General features: G+C 72.0%; 15 protein-coding genes. 10 read left to right on the forward strand and 5 right to left on the reverse strand.

What is annotated here, in order from left to right:
- Nucleotide 1: 1 nt before the first annotated feature.
- Nucleotides 2-730 (reverse strand): glycerophosphodiester phosphodiesterase, encoded by a 729-nt coding sequence (locus ACIP8W_RS01720; RefSeq protein ID WP_402201615.1) that lies wholly within the window; start codon nucleotides 728-730, stop codon nucleotides 2-4.
- A gap of 2 nt (nucleotides 731-732) precedes the next feature.
- Nucleotides 733-1758 (reverse strand): adenosine deaminase, encoded by a 1026-nt coding sequence (locus tag ACIP8W_RS01725; RefSeq protein WP_402201592.1) that lies wholly within the window; start codon nucleotides 1756-1758, stop codon nucleotides 733-735.
- 163 nt (nucleotides 1759-1921) lie between these two features.
- Between ACIP8W_RS01725 and ACIP8W_RS01730 the strand changes: the two genes are divergently transcribed.
- On the forward strand, nucleotides 1922-2668 hold the full coding sequence (locus ACIP8W_RS01730; RefSeq protein WP_402153113.1) for a DUF4190 domain-containing protein: 747 nt from the start codon (nucleotides 1922-1924) through the stop codon (nucleotides 2666-2668).
- 46 nt (nucleotides 2669-2714) lie between these two features.
- On the opposite strand, the gene ACIP8W_RS01735 is transcribed toward ACIP8W_RS01730, so the two are convergent.
- Nucleotides 2715-3242 (reverse strand): NADAR family protein, encoded by a 528-nt coding sequence (locus ACIP8W_RS01735; RefSeq protein WP_402201593.1) that lies wholly within the window; start codon nucleotides 3240-3242, stop codon nucleotides 2715-2717.
- 193 nt (nucleotides 3243-3435) lie between these two features.
- Between ACIP8W_RS01735 and ACIP8W_RS01740 the strand changes: the two genes are divergently transcribed.
- A complete protein-coding gene (locus ACIP8W_RS01740; protein WP_401954080.1) occupies nucleotides 3436-3894 on the forward strand; it encodes a hypothetical protein in 459 nt (152 codons plus the stop codon).
- 78 nt (nucleotides 3895-3972) lie between these two features.
- Here the strand turns inward: ACIP8W_RS01740 and ACIP8W_RS01745 are convergent, their stop codons facing one another.
- The gene (locus ACIP8W_RS01745) at nucleotides 3973-4605 is read right to left on the reverse strand and encodes a phosphatase PAP2 family protein (RefSeq protein WP_402153108.1); all 633 of its coding nucleotides are present in this window, start codon (nucleotides 4603-4605) and stop codon (nucleotides 3973-3975) included.
- Between the two features lie 475 nt (nucleotides 4606-5080).
- Nucleotides 5081-6415 carry a 4-aminobutyrate--2-oxoglutarate transaminase gene (gene gabT / locus ACIP8W_RS01750; RefSeq protein ID WP_402201594.1) on the reverse strand — a complete coding sequence of 445 codons (1335 nt, stop codon included), beginning with the start codon at nucleotides 6413-6415 and terminating at the stop codon, nucleotides 5081-5083.
- A gap of 297 nt (nucleotides 6416-6712) precedes the next feature.
- On the opposite strand from gabT, the gene ACIP8W_RS01755 reads away from it, so the two are divergent.
- From ACIP8W_RS01755 to ispG, 8 genes are all read left to right on the forward strand, one after another.
- Nucleotides 6713-9052 (forward strand): ATP/GTP-binding protein, encoded by a 2340-nt coding sequence (locus ACIP8W_RS01755; protein ID WP_402201595.1) that lies wholly within the window; start codon nucleotides 6713-6715, stop codon nucleotides 9050-9052.
- Between the two features lie 209 nt (nucleotides 9053-9261).
- Nucleotides 9262-10893, forward strand: a complete 1632-nt coding sequence (locus tag ACIP8W_RS01760; protein ID WP_402201596.1) for a PucR family transcriptional regulator — start codon at nucleotides 9262-9264, stop codon at nucleotides 10891-10893.
- 204 nt (nucleotides 10894-11097) lie between these two features.
- Complete coding sequence (locus ACIP8W_RS01765) at nucleotides 11098-12543, forward strand: aldehyde dehydrogenase family protein (protein WP_401953612.1); 1446 nt, start codon at nucleotides 11098-11100, stop codon at nucleotides 12541-12543.
- Between the two features lie 294 nt (nucleotides 12544-12837).
- Nucleotides 12838-14781, forward strand: coding sequence for an acyl-CoA dehydrogenase family protein (locus ACIP8W_RS01770; protein WP_401953610.1), 1944 nt, complete (start codon nucleotides 12838-12840; stop codon nucleotides 14779-14781).
- Nucleotides 14782-14895: 114 nt separating this feature from the next.
- A complete protein-coding gene (locus tag ACIP8W_RS01775; RefSeq protein ID WP_402152512.1) occupies nucleotides 14896-15642 on the forward strand; it encodes a hypothetical protein in 747 nt (248 codons plus the stop codon).
- A 100-nt stretch (nucleotides 15643-15742) separates the two neighbouring features.
- Complete coding sequence (gene dxr / locus ACIP8W_RS01780) at nucleotides 15743-17017, forward strand: 1-deoxy-D-xylulose-5-phosphate reductoisomerase (RefSeq protein WP_402152514.1); 1275 nt, start codon at nucleotides 15743-15745, stop codon at nucleotides 17015-17017.
- Nucleotides 17014-18315: a M50 family metallopeptidase gene (locus ACIP8W_RS01785; RefSeq protein WP_401953601.1), complete on the forward strand. Its 1302-nt coding sequence runs from the start codon at nucleotides 17014-17016 to the stop codon at nucleotides 18313-18315. The genes dxr and ACIP8W_RS01785 overlap by 4 nt, the downstream gene beginning before the upstream one ends.
- A gap of 173 nt (nucleotides 18316-18488) precedes the next feature.
- A complete protein-coding gene (gene ispG, locus ACIP8W_RS01790; protein WP_401953598.1) occupies nucleotides 18489-19643 on the forward strand; it encodes a flavodoxin-dependent (E)-4-hydroxy-3-methylbut-2-enyl-diphosphate synthase in 1155 nt (384 codons plus the stop codon).
- Nucleotides 19644-19717: the final 74 nt, after the last annotated feature.

The following is a 19717-nucleotide window of genomic DNA, read 5'->3' on the forward strand; positions in this document are numbered from 1 at the left end:
CTCAGCGGCTGCCGGGGGTCCGCAGCAGCCGGGACAGGACATCGATCCGGTTGGTGGTGATCGAGTCGACGCCGCGCGCGATCAGCCGTCGCATCGAGCGCCGGGTGTCCACGGTCCAGGCCGAGACCAGCAGTCCGTCCCGGTGGGCGCGGTCGGTCAGCTCCCGGCCGACCAGCCCGAAGCGGTAGTTGAGCCAGCGGGGACGGACCGCCGCGAGCAGCACGGGACGCGGGGGCGCCAGGCTGGTCCAGGTCAGCGCGATCTCGGCGGCCGGGTCGGCGGCGCGGACGGCGAGCATGGCGGCCGGGCCCGCGCAGTAGTACACCCGCTCGGCGGCCCCGCACGCGCGCACCGTGCCGACGACCGTCCGTACCGAGGACGCGGAGGCGCCCGGCAGATCGATCATCAGCCGGGCGGACCCCCCGCCCGCCGCCTCCGCGCCGAGGACATCACGGAGCGCCGGCACCCCGCCCCGGGTCAGGGCGCGCAGCTCGTCGTAGGTCAGCTCCGCGACCCGCCGGTCATGCCCCCACAGCCGTCCCAGCGAGGAGTCGTGCAGCAGTACGGGGACACCGTCCCGGGTGAGCCGGACATCGATCTCGACCGCGTCCGCCCCGCGCTCGCGCGCGGAGCGCACCGACGGCAGGGTGTTCTCGCGGAGGCGGTACGGATCGCCGCGATGCCCCACGGCGACGACGGCGCGCGGCGGTTCGCCGAGGTGGCCGGCCATGGTCAGCGGGCGAGCCACGCGGCGGTGTACGCGTCGATCTCGGCGGCGATCCGCCGCTTGCCCGCCGGGTCGAGGAAGGACGCCTCTACCGCGTTCTTCGCGAGATCGGCGAGACCCCGCTCGTCCAGGCCGAGCAGCCGGGCGGCGACCGCGTACTCCTGGTTGAGGTCCGTGCCGAACATCGGCGGATCGTCGCTGTTGACCGTCACCAGCACCCCGGCCGCGACCATCTCCTTGATCGGGTGCCGGTCGAGGTCGGTGACCGCGCGGGTGGCGATGTTGGAGGTGGGGCAGACCTCCAGCGGGATACGGCGCTCCGCGAGGTACGCCAGCAGCTCCGGGTCCTGGACGGCGCTGGTGCCGTGGCCGATGCGCTCCGCGCGCAGCTCGCGCAGCGCGTCCCAGATCGTCCCGGGACCGGTGGTCTCCCCGGCGTGCGGCACGGAGTGCAGACCCGCGTCGATCGCCCGGTCGAAATACGGCTTGAACTGCGGCCTCGGCACCCCGATCTCGGGGCCGCCGAGACCGAAGGAGACCAGCCCCTCGGGGCGCAGGTCCACCGCGAGCCGGGCGGTCTCCTCGGCGGCCTTCAGCCCGGCCTCGCCCGGGATGTCGAAGCACCAGCGCAGCACGACCCCCAGCTCGGCCTCCGCCGCCTTCCTGGCGTCCTCGATCGCCTCCATGAAGCCCTGCTCGGGGATGCCGCGGCTGGTCGAGCTGAACGGAGTGACCGTCAGCTCGGCGTAGCGGATGTTCTGCCGCGCCATGTCGCGGGCGACCTCGAAGGTCAGCAGCCGGACGTCCTCCGGGGTGCGGACCAGATCGACGACGGAGAGATAGACATCGATGAAGTGTGCGAAGTCGGTGAAGGTGAAGTAGTCGGAGACCGCCTCGGGGTCGGTGGGCACCTTGGAGTCCGGGTGCCGGGCGGCCAGTTCGGCCACGATGCGGGGCGAGGCGGAGCCGACATGGTGGACATGCAGCTCGGCCTTGGGCAGCCCCGCGGCGAAGGGGTGCAGATCGGTCATCGGGATCCTCCGGGTACTGAGGCGCGGTTGTCCGGTTGTGTGCGTGGAGCACGGCGCGGGTGGTGGGCGCTGTGTGGTGGTACGGGCGTGGGTCATCGTAGGCCGGGCCGGTTCCGGGCCGGGCGGAGGCCGTAGCATGACGGAATCACGATGGGGGAGGCCCATGTCTGACAAGAGCGAGCAGTCGGCGGGTGGCTACGAGCCGAGCGATCCCTGGGCTCCGCCGGAGCACAGAACGTCGCTGGACAAGTCGGCGTCACCGCAGCAGCCGCCGCAGCCACCACAACCGCAGTCACCGCAGCCGCCGGCCGGCTCCGTGCACGACCAGCCGACCGTCATCGGCATGCCGGCCGCGTCCGGCTCCGTACCGCCACCGCCCACCGCCCCCGGGGGACCGGCCCAGGGCGCGACGGGTCCGTACGGCTACCCGGGCGTGCCGCCCCAGTCCACCCCGGGCGCCCAGCAGTCCGCCTCGCCCTTCGGCGCGCCGACGGGCGCCGGGACGGGGCCCGGCTACGGCTACCCCGGCTATACGGCCCCCGCCCCCGCCGCGTCCGGATATCCGGGATACGGCCAGACCGGCTGGCAGCAGAGCCCGGCCAACGGTATGGGCGTCGCCGCGCTGGTGCTCGGGATCATCGCCATGGTCACCTTCTGTTTCTGGGGTCTGGGCGTCATTCTCGGGGTCCTCGCCCTGATCTTCGGGATCGTCGGCCGCCGCCGGGCCACCCGGGGCGAGGCCACGAACGGCGGGATGGCGCTGGCGGGCATCATTCTCGGTGCCATCGGTGCCGTGCTCAGCGCCGCGTTCCTCGCCTTCCTGGTCTTCGCGATCGCCTATGGCGAGAGCGGGAACGCGACCTATGACGATCCCTTCGCCACCTCGTTCTCGGTGAGCGCCGGCCGTTAGAACCGTGTGGCCAGGGCAGTGACCACAAGCACCGGGCGGGCTGTTCTCAGTCCGCCCGGAGCCGTTCACGGGCCTCCATCAGCGCGTAACCCAGCAGATTGAGCCCGCGCCAGCGCGCGGGATCCCCGGCCCGCGCGTCGTCCGCGGCCAGGCCGATGCCCCAGATCCGGTCCAGTGGGCTGGCCTCGACGAGTATGCGCTCGCCCGTGGCCAGCAGGAATCCGCGCAGCCCGGGGTCCTGGCCGAATTTGTGGACGCTGCCCTCGACGACGATGCCGAAGCGCTCGCGCTCCCAGACCGTCTCGTCGAAGCCGCGCACCAGCCGCCCCGCCTTCTTGGCCAGCGCCGGATTCGCCGCGCCCACCGCGCGCCGCTCCGCCTCCCCGTCCTCGAAGAGCCGCGCCTTGCGGGCCATCATCCAGTGCTCCGCCGTCGCGTACTCGACGCCGTCGACGGTGAAGGGCGCGGGCCACCACTGACTGAGACAGCTCGCGTCGAGCGAGCCGTCCCTCCGGGGGGCGTGCCCCCAGAAATGCAGATATTTGGCCCTCTGGTCCCCCGTGGTTTTCTTCATGCCCGCAGTCTGACATCCATCACTGACAGTCACCATCGATATAGGCCGTCCCCACCCCGCCGCCCGTGCTGTGATGCGGATCACCTCGAGTGGTGGCGGAACCCGCGTCATCGACGGGCCTCTTCCCCTTCTCCCCATGGACGGACTGTCCAGCAGGGCGACGGTCCCACCACAGGAACGGGAGGCCGGGCCGATGGCGGGCGCGGGGGTAAAGAGTGCGGTGGAGTGGCTGGTCTCGGTGGCGCCGGATCCGGACGTCTGCCGGTGGGAGTGGGAGCGCGGCACCCTGGGGGTGGCGCTCCTGCCGGCGGGCAAGCTCTGGGACGTGCTGATCCTGCCCGGGGTGCTGGGCTATCCGACGCTGGACGTGCTGAGCGGGCTCGTCGACCGCCCGGGGCCGGTGCTCGCCGACTTCGGCGACTCCCGGATGGGCTTCTTCGTGCAGCCGGGCACGGTGGAGCGGTGGATCGGTACGGGGGTGCGGGGCGCGGGCGCCGGCACCTGGATCGTGGTCCCGTACCCGGGCCGGGCCTGCGGCGGTGTGCGCTGGCTGGTCCCGCCGGACGGCTCGGGCACGCTCACGGACGCGACGCTGCTGGAGCTGGCGATGCACGAGGCGGCGGCGGTGATGGCGGCCGGGGACGGGGTCTGAGGAGCCCGCCGGGAGGGGCCTGACCAGGAGTCCGCCGGGGACGGGGGCCGGCTGGAAGTCCGCCGGGGGCAGGGCCGGCTAGGAGTCCGCCGGGAACGTGCCCCGGGAGTCCTCGGGGAGATCCCGGCCGGCGGCCCGCCGCTGCCGGAAGTCCAGTGCGCGCAGCGTCCGTTCCAGCGCGATCAGCACCATCGCGCACAGCGGCACGCTGCCGAGGACGTCCAGCGGCCAGTGGTAGCCGCGCAGGACCAGCCCGATGCCCGTCGCCACGGTCAGCAGGGCGGCGACGGGCACCGTCCTGCGCGCTCCCGCGTACGGGGCGAGCAGCAGGGCGGCGGCCCCGTACGCGACCATCGCCGTGGCCGTGTGCCCCGACGGGTAGTAGCCGGTGGCGTCGGTGAGCGGGCCCGGCCGGTCGATCCAGAGCTTGAGCGGTACGACCAGGACGGGCACCGCGGCCATCGCGGCCCCGGCCGCCAGCGCCCGTGCCCATGGGCCGCGCCACAGCGCGTACCCGATGGCGACGGCCAGGACGGGCAGCGCCACCGCCGTGCCGCCGAGATCGGCGAGGAACTCCGTGAGGGGCCGGGGGCCGTGCCCGGCGAGCGCGAGACCGAGGCGCTCGTCGGCGGCGCGCACCGGTCCGCCGTCCGCGACCTGCCAGGTGACCAGGGCGAAGAGCACCGCGCAGAGGGCAGGGGCGAGGATCATCGTGTGCGACCTCGGGAGAATCGAGTACGACCTCGGGGGAAAAGAAGTCGGCCGCCCGGGAACAGGGGGGGTAGTTCCGGGGCGGCCGTGCTGACCGGGACCCGCGCGCCCCGGGGGGTTTGGGGCGGGCGGCCATCCGATCGGTGAGGAGATCCGGAGCCAGAGGCTCCAACAGTGTGCGCGAAGGCACAACCGAAGCGGCGCTGGGGATGCCCCGCATCGGTTTCGCCCGCAGTCTCCTGCGAGCGGGGTGTATCTCTCATCTGGGAAAACCGTACGTCAGGGGAGGAGCGGCCAACAGCCACAACGGCCTCCCGCCATCGCCCTCGCACACGTTCTTCACAGTGCCTGACGGGTGTGTCGGTGGGATTCACCATTCCCCCGGTTCACCGGCCGATTCGGCCGACGTGAACCGGGGAAGGGCCGCCACGGACCGGGATCGCTCCTTCGCCACCCCGGCGTACGCCGGTGGTGATCAGAGTCCGGCGAGTCCCTCCTCGATGATGTCCAGGCCCTCGTTCAGCAGGTCCTCCCCGATCACCAGCGGCGGCAGGAAGCGCAGCACATTGCCGTACGTACCGCAGGTCAGGACCAGCAGCCCCGCCGCGTGGCACGCCTTGGCCAGTGCGGCCGTCGCCTCCGGGGCGGGCTCCTTGGTGGACCGGTCCCTCACCAGCTCGATCGCGATCATCGCGCCACGGCCCCGGACGTCGCCGATCACGTCGTACTTCTCCTGGAGGGCGGAGAGCCGCGTCTTCATGACCGTCTCGATACGGCGGGCCTTCGCGGCGAGGTCCAGCTCCTTCATCGTCTCGATGGAGCCGAGCGCGCCGGCACAGGCCACCGGGTTCCCGCCGTACGTACCACCGAGTCCGCCGGCGTGCGCCGCGTCCATCATCTCGGCGCGGCCGGTGACGGCGGCGAGCGGCAGACCGCCCGCGATGCCCTTGGCCGTGGTGATCAGATCGGGTACGACGCCCTCGTCCTCGCACGCGAACCACTGGCCGGTGCGGCAGAAGCCGGACTGGATCTCGTCCGCCACGAACACGATCCCGTTGTCCTTCGCGAACGTCGCCAGAGCCGGCAGGAAGCCCTTGGCCGGCTCGATGAACCCGCCCTCGCCGAGCACCGGCTCGACGATGATCGCGGCGACGTTCGCGGCACCGATCTGCTTGCTGATCTGGTCGATGGCCTGCGCGGACGCCTCCGGGCCGCAGTTCTCGGGACCGGTCGGCCAGCGGTAGCCGTAGGCCATCGGCATCCGGTAGACCTCCGGCGCGAACGGGCCGAAGCCGTTCTTGTACGGCATGTTCTTCGAGGTCAGCGCCATCGTCAGATTCGTACGGCCGTGATAGCCGTGGTCGAAGACCACGACCGCCTGGCGCTTGGTGTACGCGCGGGCGATCTTCACGGCGTTCTCGACGGCCTCGGCGCCCGAGTTGAACAGCGCGGACTTCTTGGCGTGGTCGCCCGGGGTCAGCTCCGCGAGCTGCTCGCAGACCTCGACGTACCCCTCGTACGGCGTGACCATGAAACAGGTGTGGGTGAAGTCCGCGAGCTGGGCGGCGGCCCGGCGCACGACGGCCTCGGCGCTGGCGCCCACCGAGGTCACGGCGATACCGGAACCGAAGTCGATCAGCCGGTTGCCGTCCACGTCCTCCAGGATCCCGCCGCCCGCGCGCGCGGTGAAGACGGGCAGTACGGATCCCACCCCGGCGGCGACCACGGCGGCACGGCGGGCCTGGAGCTGCTGGGACTTGGGACCGGGGATGGCGGTGACGAGTCGGCGCTCCTGCGGAACAGCGGTCATGAAGGGCTCCTGGGTAGGCAGGGGGGTGGTCCGGGGTGTGTCCGGGCGGGCTCGGGGACAGCCCCGGGGGGATCCGGGGGTCATCGGGGTTTTATCGCAGGCTAGGGCGGCGGAGGGGGACCGGGCATGCGCCGTTCGGGAGTGCTCGCCGCGTGTCGTTGTCCGTGGTGGACAGGGCGGGCGGGAGTGCGGTGGCGTCCCGGGGCGTGCGAGCCGGTGCGTACCCCGTGAACGCCGTTGGTATGGCAATACATTGAGGGCGGACAACGGGTGACGGCGCAGGGGGCAGGAGTACCAATGGACACCGACGGCACGCACGACTCGCGGGGTACACGGGCCAACCCGGTGCCGCGCCCCGCCGCGCCCCCGCCGCAGCCGCCGCCCCGGCCCGCGTACGCCCCCGGCGCGTCCTCCTCGTTCGTCGAGTGGCTGCGCGCCCCGCGCCCGGCGCGCGAGCCCGGCGTGTGGCGGTACGGCCACACGCCGCGTCCGCCGGAGAAGCCCGAAGGGGTTCCCGACCGAGCGCTGATCGTCGGTGTGCTGATCTCCGCGCTGATCACCACGTTGATCTGGGCGCTCTGGCGCAACGGCTACATCCCGTACCGGCTGGTCCCCCTGAAGCTCTTCACCCCGGGCGACTGGTGGTACGCGGGCAGCTTCGGCGGACCGAGGACGCGCGAGGCCGGCGAAGCCGTCGTCGTGTACGAGGCGCTCCTCTTCGGTGTGCTGGTCTACTTCTGCGCCCGGATGGGCAACTGGGCCGAGCTGTTCCGGCGCCATGTCGTGAGCCGGGGACAGCCCTTCCTCGCCGGGGTCACCGCGCTGCTGGGCGCGCTGGCGCTGCTGCTGGTGTGGAAGGAGACGGTGCCGGTCGCCAGGCCCGTCCTGATCGTGGTGGTCTGGATCGCGGGCGGTGAGCTGTTCCAGAGCCAGGGCGTGGTGAATGTGATCTACGTACTGATCAGCGCGGCCGTTCTGTGGCCGTTCGCCCGGCTGGGCAACTGGCGCGGGCTGTGGGCGGCCCGGTTCCGCGCGGCCCCGCTGCCCGCCGGCGCCCCGGCCCCCGGGCCGTCCCCCGCCGAGTGGCCCGAGCTGCGGGCGGCGGGCGAGACGGACGCCGCCGACACGCTGACCGCCGAGGCCAGGACCGGCCGGATGAACGACGTGGACTGCGTACGGCTGCGCCACGCCTGGGCCGGCGCGCGGGACCGCCCCGAACGTATCCGCCCCTTCACCGACGCGGTCCTGCGCCAGGGCGCCGCCGCCCTCACCCACCCCTCCGGCGCCCGCGACCTGCCCCGGCGGGCCGCCCGGCACGATCTGCTGACCGGCCAGGTCCGGATCGGCCGCTGTGCCGACGACCCGCACAACCCCTACGAGCGCCGGGGCTCCGGGCTCGCCCTCGACCCCGCGCTGCTGGGCACCTCCCTGCTGGCGGTCGGTCCCCCGGGGACCGGCAAGTCGGGGAGGCTGGTGGGGCCCGTCGTCGAGTCCCTCGCCCTCCAGGCGCTCGCCGGACAGGCCGCCGTCGTCGCGGTCGGCGCGACGGGCACCCCGCTGGGTCACGACAACGCGTACGACGTCGTCATCCGGATCGGTGATCCGGGATCACGCCACGACTTCGACCTGTACGCGGGGACCACCGACCCGGACGAGGCGGCCTCCGTCCTCGCGGAGGGCCTGGTCGGCGACCTCGCCACCGTGGACAGCAGGCGCGCGGCCGCCGCGCTGGCCCAGCTGCTCGGCCCGTACCACGCGGCCCACGGCCGCTTCCCCGCCGTACCCGACCTGCGGGAACTGCTCGACGGCGCGCCCGCGGCGCTCGCGGCACTGCGGGCGGCGCTCGGGGCGGCCGGTCAGCGGCCGATGCTCCGCGAGCTGGACGCGCGCGCCCGGCAGGCGGGCAGCGCGGGCGATCCGGGACCGCTGCTCTCCGACCGGATCGCGCTGCTCGACCGGCCCGCGTTCGCCGGGTTCTTCCGGACCGGACCGGACACCCGCGCCTTCTCGCTGCGCTCCGTGGAGCAGGCGCCCGTACGGGTACGGATCGATCTGCCCGAGCGCGGTCAGGCGGAGGCGTCCCGGCTGCTCGCCCGGCTGATCCTCGCGCAGTTCACGGCGGTCGCGGCGGCCCGTACGGACCGTTCGCTCTTCGTCTGCCTGGTCCTCGACGACGCCACGCACACCCTCACCCCGGAGACCGTCAGGGGCGTACGCCGGCTCCGGTCCGTGAACGCGGGCGCCGTGCTCGCGCTGCGGACCATCGACGATGTGGCGGAGGGGCTGCACACCGCGCTCCTCGGCGCGGTCGGCTGCCACATGTCCTTCCCCGGCGTCACCACCTGGGACGGCAAGCGCTTCGCCGAGTCCTGGGGCAAGGAGTGGGTGGAGACCCGCGAGGTCGCCCGGCACACCGTCTTCGCCGACCAGCCGTTCACCCGGGCCCTGCATGCCCTGCGCAAGCTCGTCACCGGCAGGGCCGTCACCACCGACGCCGTGACCGTGCGCCAGGTCGAGCGCGAGCGGTGGTCCGCATCCGAACTGGCGAACTCCGTCCCGGCGGGCCACGCGGTGCTCTCCCTGCGGACGGTACGTGGCGAGCACACGCCACCGCTGCTGGTGGACCTGGACGGCTGACCGCCCGTACGACCGGCGCGGGGCCGGGGCGCGCAGGTGTGGGCGCGGGGACCTGGCCGTACAGGCGCGCCCGGGTCAATCGTACAAGCGCACCATTCCGGTCGGACGCGATGGCAGAATTCGGGGTACGCCGTTCCTGCGGGACGGCGCATTCGCCCACGGGCCGGACCGCCCCGCCCCGCCATCTCCGAAGGCCCTACGGTTCCCCCATGCCGCCCACCCTCGCCTGGCTCCTCCAGCACTCGGCGCTCAACCTCTCCGTGCACGCGGGGGAGGACCGGCTGCGTACGCCCGTGCGCTGGGTCCACGCCAGTGAACTGGCCGACCCCGTGCCGTACATGGAAGGCGGCGAGCTGCTCCTCGTCACCGCCACGACCCTGGCCGCCGAGGACCGCGAGGAGATGCGGCGGTACGTACGCAGGCTGGTGGACGCCGGGGTCGTCGGGCTCGGCTTCGCCATCGGGGTGAACTACGAGGCCATCCCGGACGCGCTCGTCGAGGCGGCGCGCGAGGCGGCGCTGCCCCTGCTGGGCGTACCCCGGCGCACGCCCTTCCTCGCCATCGGCAAAGCCGTGTCGGGCGCCCTCGCCGCCGACCAGTACCGCGCGGTGACCGAGGGCTTCGAGGCCCAGCGCGAACTGACCCGCGCGGCGCTCACCGAAGGGCCCGCCGCCCTGCTGGCCAGGCTCGCCGCGCACATCGACGGCTGGGCCGCCCTGTACGACGCGTCCGGCACCGTCGTCGCCGCCGCGCCCGAGTGGGCCGCCCGCCGCGCCGCCCGGCTCACCGCCGAGGTCGAGCGGCTGCGCGAGCGGCCCGCGCCCGCGAGCGCGGTGGTCGGCGCGGGCTCCCCGGCCGACGCCGACGAAGCGGCCGACGCCGGTACCGACAACACCGACAACACCGACAATGCCGACAACGCCGACGACCGCGTCGAACTCCAGTCCCTGGGCACCGGCCGGCGCGTACGCGGAGCCCTCGCCATCGGTACGGGCGCGGCCCTGGGCACCGCCGAGCGGTACGCCGTACAGTCCGCCATCGCCCTGCTGACCCTGACCACCGAGCGCTCCCGCGCCCTCCAGCTCGCGGAGCAGCGCCTCGGCGCGGCGGTCCTGCGGATGCTCCTGTCCGGGCAGCCCGACCACGCGCGGGCGGTGGCGGGCGATCTGTACGGCGGTCTGCTCGACGCGCCCTTCCGGCTGCTGATCGCCGAGGCCGTACCGGCGCCGCCCGGCCCCCTCGCCGAGCACCCCCTCCACCTGCTCACCGAAGCGCTGGAGGCGGCGGGCGCGCGGGTGGGCGAGTCGCTGCTCGTGGTCCCCGAGAGCGACGAACGGCTGGTGGTGCTGGCCGTGGACGGCGGCGCGGTGGTCACCGCCTGCGAGGGCTACGCCCGCCGGGACGCCGCCGAGGCGGGCGTCGCCATCGGCCTCTCCGCGCCGACCGGCCCCATCGCCACCGCGGGCGCCTACAGACAGGCCGAACAGTCCCTGACCGTGGCCCGCCGCCGGGGCCGCGCCCTGGTCGAACACGAGGAACTCGCCGCCGGATCCATCGTTCCCCTCCTCGCCGACGACGCCGTCCGCGCCTTCGCCGACGGCATGCTCCGCGCCCTCCACGAACACGACGCCAAGGGCCGCGGTGACCTCGTCGCCTCCCTGCGCGCCTGGCTCTCCCACCACGGCCAGTGGGACGCGGCCGCCGCCGACCTGGGCGTCCACCGGCACACCCTCCGCTACCGGATGCGCCGCGTCGAGGAGATCCTGGGGCGCTCGCTGGACGATCCGGATGTACGGATGGAGCTGTGGCTGGCCCTGAAGACGACGGGCGGCCCGGCCTGAGGCGGGGAGCCCGGCCCGTCGCCGTACGGGAGCGGCCCGGTCGCCCGTACGGGAGGGAGGCAGCCCCCGTCCCGTACAGCGACAGCACCATCATGTAGCAGACACCGCGCCCCACCACTCCACCCCGGACAAAACCCCAGCCGCCCCCGCACGCCTACCGTGGGTACCGACACCCCCGTCTCTTTCGAAGGGCCCGGACTCACCATGACTTCCACCCACGCTTTCTGGCTGGCCGGCCGCCAGGCCACCGGTGAGGACACCTTCGAGGTCACCTCGCCCTGGGACGGCAGGCTCGTCGGCACCGTCTCCGTACCGACCGACGCCCAGATCGAGGAGGCCGTCGCGGCGGCGCACGCCGTGCTGGAGGAGTTCGCCGGGACGCCCGCGCACGTACGGGCCGCGGCCCTCGACCATGTCTCGCGCAGGCTCGCCGAGCGCACCGAGGAGATCGCCCTGCTGATCTCGGCGGAGAACGGCAAGCCGATGAAGTGGGCCCGCGGCGAGGTCGGCCGCGCCGTCTCCGTCTTCCGGTTCGCCGCCGAGGAGGCGCGCCGGTTCAACGGCGGCGACGCCCAGCGCCTCGACACCGACGCGGGCGGCGCCGGCCGGCTCGCGCTGACGCGCCGCTTCCCGCGCGGCGCCGTCCTCGGGATCGCGCCGTTCAACTTCCCGCTCAACCTCTGCGCCCACAAGATCGCCCCGGCCATCGCGGCGGGCGCCCCGATCATCCTCAAGCCCGCCCCGGCGACCCCGCTGTCCGGGCTGCTCCTCGGCGAGCTGCTGGGCGAGACCGACCTGCCGGCCGGCTCCTGGTCCGTACTGCCGGTGCCGAACGACCGGATGCCCGCGCTCGTCCAGGACGAGCGGCTGCCGGTGATCTCCTTCACCGGCTCCGACAAGGTCGGTTACGCGATCATGGACTCCGTCCCGCGCAAGCACTGCACGCTGGAGCTGGGCGGCAACGGCGCGGCCGTCGTCCTCGCGGACTACGCGAGCGAGCAGGACCTGGACCGGGCGGCGACCAGGATCGCCACGTTCTCGAACTACCAGGGCGGCCAGTCCTGCATCTCCGTACAGCGCGTGATCGCGGACGCCTCGGTGTACGACCGGCTGGTACCGAAGATCGTCGCCGCCGTCGAGGCACAGCGCACCGGCGACCCCGCCGACGCCACCACCGATGTGGGGCCGCTGGTCAGCGAGGACGCGGCCAAGCGGGTCGAGTCGTGGGTGGAGGAGGCGGTACGGGCGGGTGCCCGGCTGCTCACCGGAGGCAAGCGGGACGGGGCGTCCTACACGCCGACCGTCCTGTCCGAGGTTCCCGACGCCACCAGCCTCGCCCGCGAGGAGGTCTTCGGACCGGTCCTCACGCTCCGCCGGGTGGCGGGCGAGGCGGAGGCGTTCCGCGCGGTGAACGAGTCGAAGTACGGGCTCCAGGCCGGGGTGTTCACCCATGACCTGCAGACCGCGTTCCGCGCCCACCGCGCGCTGGAGGTCGGCGGTGTGATCATCGGTGACGTCCCGTCGTACCGCGCCGACCAGATGCCGTACGGCGGCGCCAAGCAGTCCGGGGTGGGGCGCGAGGGCGTCCGGTTCGCGATGGAGGACTACACGTACGAGCGCGTGCTGGTGCTGACGGGCCTGGACCTGTAGAAGCCGTCCGGTTGTGCGGAGCCTCCGGTACGCGCCGGAGGCTCCACGGCCGGTAGGGGGCTCCACAGCCGGTACGGGCCCCACGACTGGTGCGGGCGGCGGGGATCGGGTAAATACGGACGAGTAGTGCCGATGCGTGGCGCCGATGATGTGGTGCCCGTCGAAATCAACCCGATCAACCCGATCAACCGGATCAATTGGATCAACCGGTGAAAACATCACCGGACCCCGACGCCGCGGCGAGGTGAGCTCCTCATGTCCGCCCCATCAGCCTCTTCAGCACCGTCCTCCTCCATGGGTGATCCCCCACCCGGGACATCGCCCAAGGTCTCCGAGCGGGAGGCGCGTCAGGTCGCCGAGGCCGCTCGTGAGCAGGGCTGGCGCAAGCCGAGCTTCGCCAAGGAACTGTTCCTCGGCCGCTTCCGCCTCGACCTCGTCCATCCGCACCCGCTGCCGGCGCCCGAGGATGTCAGAAGGGGTGAGGAGTTCCTCGCGAAGGCGCGCGAGTTCTGCCGTACGCGTGTCGACGGCGCGCTGATCGAGCGCGAGGCCAGGATCCCCGACGAGGTGATCAACGGCCTCAGGGAGCTGGGCGCGCTCGGTATGAAGATCGATACGAAGTACGGCGGGCTCGGCCTCACCCAGGTGTACTACAACAAGGCGCTCGCACTGATCGGTTCCGCCAGTCCCGCCGTCGGCGCGCTGCTCTCGGCACATCAGTCGATCGGCGTACCCCAGCCGCTCAAGATTTTCGGCACCCAGGAGCAGAAGGACACCTTCCTGCCGCGGCTGGCCCGTACCGACATCTCCGCCTTCCTGCTCACCGAGCCGGATGTGGGCTCCGACCCGGCCAGGCTGGCGACGACGGCCGTACCGGACGGTGACGCGTACATCCTCGACGGGGTGAAGCTGTGGACCACCAACGGGGTCGTCGCCGATCTGCTGGTGGTGATGGCCCGGGTGCCGAAGACGGACGGCGGGAAGGGCGGCATCACGGCGTTCGTCGTCGAGGCGGACTCCCCGGGGATCACGGTCGAACACCGCAACGCCTTCATGGGGCTGCGCGGCCTGGAGAACGGTGTGACCCGCTTCCACCGGGTCAGGGTCCCGGCGGCGAACCGCATCGGCGCCGAGGGCGCCGGTCTCAGGATCGCCCTGACCACCCTCAACACCGGACGGCTCTCGCTGCCCGCGATGTGCGTCGGCTCGGGCAAGTGGTGCCTGAAGATCGCCCGCGAATGGTCGGCGGCGCGCGAACAGTGGGGCAAGCCGGTCGGCCGCCACGAGGCGGTGGGCGCGAAGATCTCGTTCATCGCGGCCACCACGTTCGCGCTGGAGGCGGTCGTGGACCTGGCCTCCCAGATGGCCGACGAGGACCGCAACGACATCCGCATCGAAGCGGCCCTGGCCAAGCTGTACGGCTCCGAGATGGGCTGCCTGATGGCCGACGAACTCGTCCAGATCCGGGGCGGCCGCGGCTTCGAGACCGCCGATTCACTGGCCGCCCGAGGCGAACGGGCCGTCCCCGCCGAGCAGATGCTCCGCGATCTGCGGATCAACCGGATCTTCGAGGGCTCCACGGAGATCATGCACCTGCTGATCGCACGCGAGGCCGTGGACGCGCATCTCGCGGTGGCCGGGGACATCATCGACCCCGACAAGTCCCTCTCGGACAAGGCGAGAGCGGGGGCGCGGGCGGGCGGGTTCTACGCCCGCTGGCTGCCGAAACTGGTCGCGGGCCCCGGCCAACTGCCCGGCTCGTACGCGGAGTTCCACCCCACGGGATACCCGGATCTCGCCGTACACCTGCGGTACGTGGAACGAGCCGCGCGTAAACTCGCCCGCTCCACCTTCTACGCCATGTCGCGCTGGCAGGGCCGGCTGGAGACCAAGCAGGGTTTCCTCGGCCGGATCGTCGACATCGGCGCCGAACTGTTCGCGATGAGCGCGGCCTGCGTCCGCGCCGAACTGCTGCGCACGCAAGGGGACCACGGCCGCGAGGCGTACCAACTGGCCGACGCCTTCTGCCGACAGGCCCGTATCCGCGTCGAGGAACTGTTCACCCGGCTCTGGTCCAACACCGACGACCTCGACCGCAAGGTCGTGGACGGCGTCCTGGCCGGTACGTATACCTGGCTGGAGGCGGGCATCATCGACCCGAGCGACGACGGCCCCTGGATCGCGGACGCGACCCCGGGTTCCTCGACACGGGAGAACGTGCACCGCCCGATCCGCTGAACGGCGGTGCGGTCCCCCGGCCGGTGACTGTGTCCGCCGCGCCCATCCCGGCCCCCGGCGCGAAATGGCGCACAATCAGTAGCCGAGCGCGATGAACTCACGACGGGGGCAAGAGTGTTCAGGTACGGGAAGGCCGCGGGCCTGCGGGGCGTGGGCGCGTGGGTGGTGGCCGGGGTGGTGCTCGTGGGGGCGGGCGGGTGCAGCGGGGAGGGCGACCGGGACGGCGCCACCGTCGACGGCAAGGCGTCGGCCTCCGCAGTCCCCGCCCCGCCCGCGCCCCTCGGTCAGGCGCTGCTGACCGCCGCGTCCCTCACCGACGGCGAGCGGGTCGGCCGGTACACCGTTTCCGAGTACGCCCTCGGCGCGCCCCTCGGCGAGGACTACACCGCGGAGCCCGCCGTCTGCCAGCCCCTCGTCAGCCTGGCCGGGGGCGCCACCGCGTTCGAGCCCGCCGCCGAGGTCCACCGCAGGGCCGAGGTCCCCGGTGGGACGCTGGGCGTCACCGTCTCCGTACAACTGCGTTCGTACGCCGACGGGGGCGCGGCCGGGGTGATGTCGGCGCTGCGCGAGGCCGGGCGGGAGTGCGCGGACGGGTTCACGGAGGTGCGGGCGACGGCGCGGGCGGCGTATCTGAAGGTGGAGCCGGACCGGGCGCCGGACGTGGGGGACGAGGCCACGGCGTACCGCTTCACGGTGCGCGATGTCAAAGGCGTACTCAAGCTGTACGAGTATCTGACCGTCGTACGGTCGGGCTCCACCACGCTCTCCTTCCGCGCCGAGATCCTCGGTACCGAGGATGTCGGGGGAGTCCCCGACGACCTCGTCCGCGCCCAGTGGCAGAAGTTCCGGGCCGCGAGGTGAGCGCGGGCCCCGGACGCAGGGCGGGCCCCGGACGCAGAGGGGAGGCTCCTGGGGAGGGAATGTTGTCGGAAGGTCTCACCGATGAGGCAAGAATGGGGGCATGAGTGACAGCCAAGCCCCTCTCGCCGATCCACACATCGCCTTCGATCCGTTCGAAGGTCGCCGTGACATCGTCGTCCTCGGCTCCACCGGATCCATCGGCACGCAGGCCATAGACCTGGTCCTCCGTCACCCCGACCGCTTCCGCATCACCGCGCTCTCCGCCGCGGGCGGACGCCCCGAGCTGCTCGCCGACCAGGCGCGGCGGCTGCGGGTCCGTACCGTCGCGGTCGCGCGCGAGGAGACGGTCCCCGCGCTGCGGGAGGCACTCGGCGCGCGGTACGGGACGGGCGAGCCGCTCCCCGAGATCCTCGCCGGGCCCGACGCGGCCACCGAGCTGGCGGGCTCCGACTGCCACACCGTGCTCAACGGCATCACCGGCTCCATCGGGCTCGCCCCCACCCTCGCCGCCCTCACGGCGGGCCGGACGCTCGCGCTCGCCAACAAGGAGTCGTTGATCGTCGGCGGGCCGCTGGTCAAGGCCGTGGCGAAGCCCGGCCAGATCATCCCCGTCGACTCCGAGCACGCCGCGATCTTCCAGGCGCTGGCCGCCGGGACCCGCTCCGAGGTGCGCAAGCTCGTGGTGACGGCGTCGGGTGGGCCCTTCCGCGGCCGTACGCGGGCCGAGCTGGCCGGGGTCACCAGGGAGGACGCCCTCGCGCACCCCACCTGGGCCATGGGCCCGGTGATCACGGTCAACTCCGCGACCCTGGTGAACAAGGGCCTCGAAGTGATCGAGGCGCACCTCCTCTACGACATTCCCTTCGAACGTATTGAGGTGGTCGTCCACCCTCAGTCGTATGTTCACTCGATGGTGGAATTCAACGACGGCTCGACCCTGGCCCAGGCGACCCCGCCCGATATGCGCGGACCGATCGCCATCGGTCTCGGCTGGCCGCAGCGGGTGCCGGACGCGGCGCCGGCCTTCGACTGGACCAAGGCTTCGACCTGGGAGTTCTTCCCGCTCGACACCGAAGCCTTCCCGTCGGTGGGGCTCGCCCGGCACGTCGGTACCCTGGGCGGCACGGCCCCCGCGGTGTTCAATGCCGCGAACGAGGAGTGCGTCGAGGCGTTCCTGGCGGGTCGGCTGCCGTTCAACGGCATCATGGATACGGTCACCGAGGTCGTCGCGGAACATGTCTCGGGATCGAGGGTGGGCGAGGGAACCTCGCTCACCGTGGCGGACGTCCTCGAAGCAGAGAGCTGGGCCCGCGCCCGCGCTCGTGAGACAGCAGCCACATTCGGTGAAGAACAGCCAGCGGAGGCTCGCGCATGACGATTCTGTTGACGGTCCTCGGCATCCTTGTCTTTGCCGCCGGGCTGCTCTTCTCCATCGCCTGGCACGAACTGGGCCATCTCTCCACGGCCAAGATGTTCGGCATCAGGGTGCCGCAGTACATGGTGGGCTTCGGGCCGACCCTCTGGTCGCGCAAGAAGGGCGACACGGAGTACGGGATCAAGGCGATCCCGATGGGCGGCTACATCCGCATGATCGGGATGTTCCCGCCGGGCGCGGACGGCCGGATCGAGGCACGGTCCACCTCGCCGTGGCGCGGGATGATAGAGGACGCGCGCTCCGCCGCCTACGAGGAGCTGGAGCCCGGCGACGAGAAGCGGCTCTTCTACACGCGCAAGCCGTGGAAGCGCGTGATCGTGATGTTCGCGGGCCCGTTCATGAATCTGATCCTCGCCACCGTGATCTTCATGGGCGTGGCGATGAGCTTCGGTTTCCAGACCCAGACCACCCAGGTCGCGGGCGTACAGAAGTGCGTGATCTCGCAGAGCGAGCAGCGTAACGCCTGCGAGAAGGGCGACCCGGTCTCGCCCGCGCAGGCGGCCGGACTGAAGAAGGGCGACAAGATCGTCGCCTTCAACGGACAGCGTGTCGCGGACTGGGCCACGCTCTCCAACCTGATCCGCGGGACGATCGGTCCCGCCACCATCACCGTCGACCGCGACGGCACGGAGCAGGTCCTCCAGGCCACTCTCGCCAAGAACATGGTGGCGGAGAAGGACTCCAAGGGCGAGATCGTCCCCGACAAGTACGTCCCGGCCGGCTATCTGGGCTTCGCCGCCGCCACCGAGATCGTCCCGCTCTCCTTCACCGACTCCGTGGGCCGGATGGGGGACATGATCGAGAACGGCGTCGACTCGATCGTCTCCCTCCCCTCCAAGATCCCCGACCTGTGGAACGCGGCCGTCGGCAACGGCCCGCGCAAGGACGACTCGCCGGTCGGCGTGGTCGGCGCGGCCCGGATCGGCGGCGAGGTGATGACGCTGGACATCCCGGCGCAGAATCAGATCGCGATGATGCTGTTCCTGCTCGCGGGCTTCAACCTCTCGCTCTTCCTCTTCAACATGCTGCCGCTGCTGCCCCTGGACGGCGGGCATATCGCGGGTGCGCTGTGGGAGTCCGTACGGCGCAGGCTGGCCCGGCTGTTCAAGCGCCCCGACCCGGGGCCGTTCGATGTGGCGAAGCTGATGCCGGTCGCGTACGTGGTCGCGGGCGTCTTCATCTGCTTCACCCTGCTGGTGCTGGTCGCGGACGTCTTCAACCCCGTCAAGATCAGCTGATCACTCCCGTTCCCCGGTGCTCATGGCGGCCGGACACCTTTCGTGTCCGGCCGCTCACCGTTGGAGGGTTTCCCCCGTGGATGTGCTCGGGCCGTGCGCGGTGGCGTAATCTCGGGTGCTGGAGCCCGCCGATCTCGGGACCTCGATTCCACCACCTTGGGGTTGCACAGCAGATGACCGCAATTTCTCTCGGAATGCCGTCCGTTCCGGCGAAGCTCGCAGATCGAAGGGTCAGCCGCCAGATCCAGGTCGGGTCGGTGGCGGTCGGTGGGGACGCGCCGGTATCGGTGCAGTCGATGACGACGACGCGTACGTCCGATGTGGGCGCGACCCTCCAGCAGATCGCGGAGCTGACGGCGTCGGGGTGTCAGATCGTACGGGTGGCGTGTCCGACGCAGGACGACGCGGACGCGTTGTCGGTGATTGCGCGGAAGTCACAGATTCCGGTGATCGCGGATATTCATTTCCAGCCGAAGTACGTGTTCGCGGCGATTGACGCGGGGTGTGCGGCGGTTCGGGTGAATCCGGGGAACATCAAGCAGTTCGACGACAAGGTGAAGGAGATCGCGAAGGCGGCGGGGGACGCGGGCACGCCGATTCGTATCGGGGTGAACGCGGGATCGCTGGACGCGCGGTTGCTGCGGAAGTACGGGAAGGCGACGCCCGAGGCGCTGGTGGAGTCGGCGCTGTGGGAGGCGTCGCTGTTCGAGGAGCACGGGTTCCGCGACATCAAGATCTCGGTGAAGCACAACGACCCGGTGATCATGGTCAACGCGTACCGTCAGCTCGCCGCGCAGTCGGACTACCCCCTCCACCTGGGCGTCACCGAGGCCGGTCCCGCCTTCCAGGGGACGATCAAGTCGGCCGTCGCGTTCGGCGCGCTGCTGGCCGAGGGCATCGGCGACACGATCCGGGTGTCCCTCTCCGCCCCTCCGGCGGAGGAGGTCAAGGTCGGCATCCAGATCCTGGAGTCGCTGAACCTGAAGCAGCGCCGGCTGGAGATCGTCTCGTGCCCGTCCTGCGGGCGGGCGCAGGTGGATGTGTACAAGCTGGCGGACCAGGTGTCCGCGGGGCTGGAGGGCATGGAGGTCCCGCTGCGGGTGGCGGTGATGGGCTGTGTGGTCAACGGTCCGGGTGAGGCGCGTGAGGCCGACCTCGGTGTCGCGTCCGGCAACGGCAAGGGCCAGATCTTCGTGAAGGGCGAGGTCATCAAGACCGTCCCCGAATCCAAGATCGTCGAGACCCTCATCGAGGAGGCCCTGAAGATCGCGGAGCAGATGGAGAAGGACGGCATCGCCTCGGGCGAGCCCCAGGTCTCCATCAGCTGATCCCTGGAGGTGTACGTGTGACAGGTCCCGCGGCGGTCGTCGGCAGCCACGGGACCTGTCGTACGTTCCGAGCC

Source organism: Streptomyces sp. NPDC088554 (assembly GCF_044752945.1).
Taxonomy (GTDB): domain Bacteria; phylum Actinomycetota; class Actinomycetes; order Streptomycetales; family Streptomycetaceae; genus Streptomyces.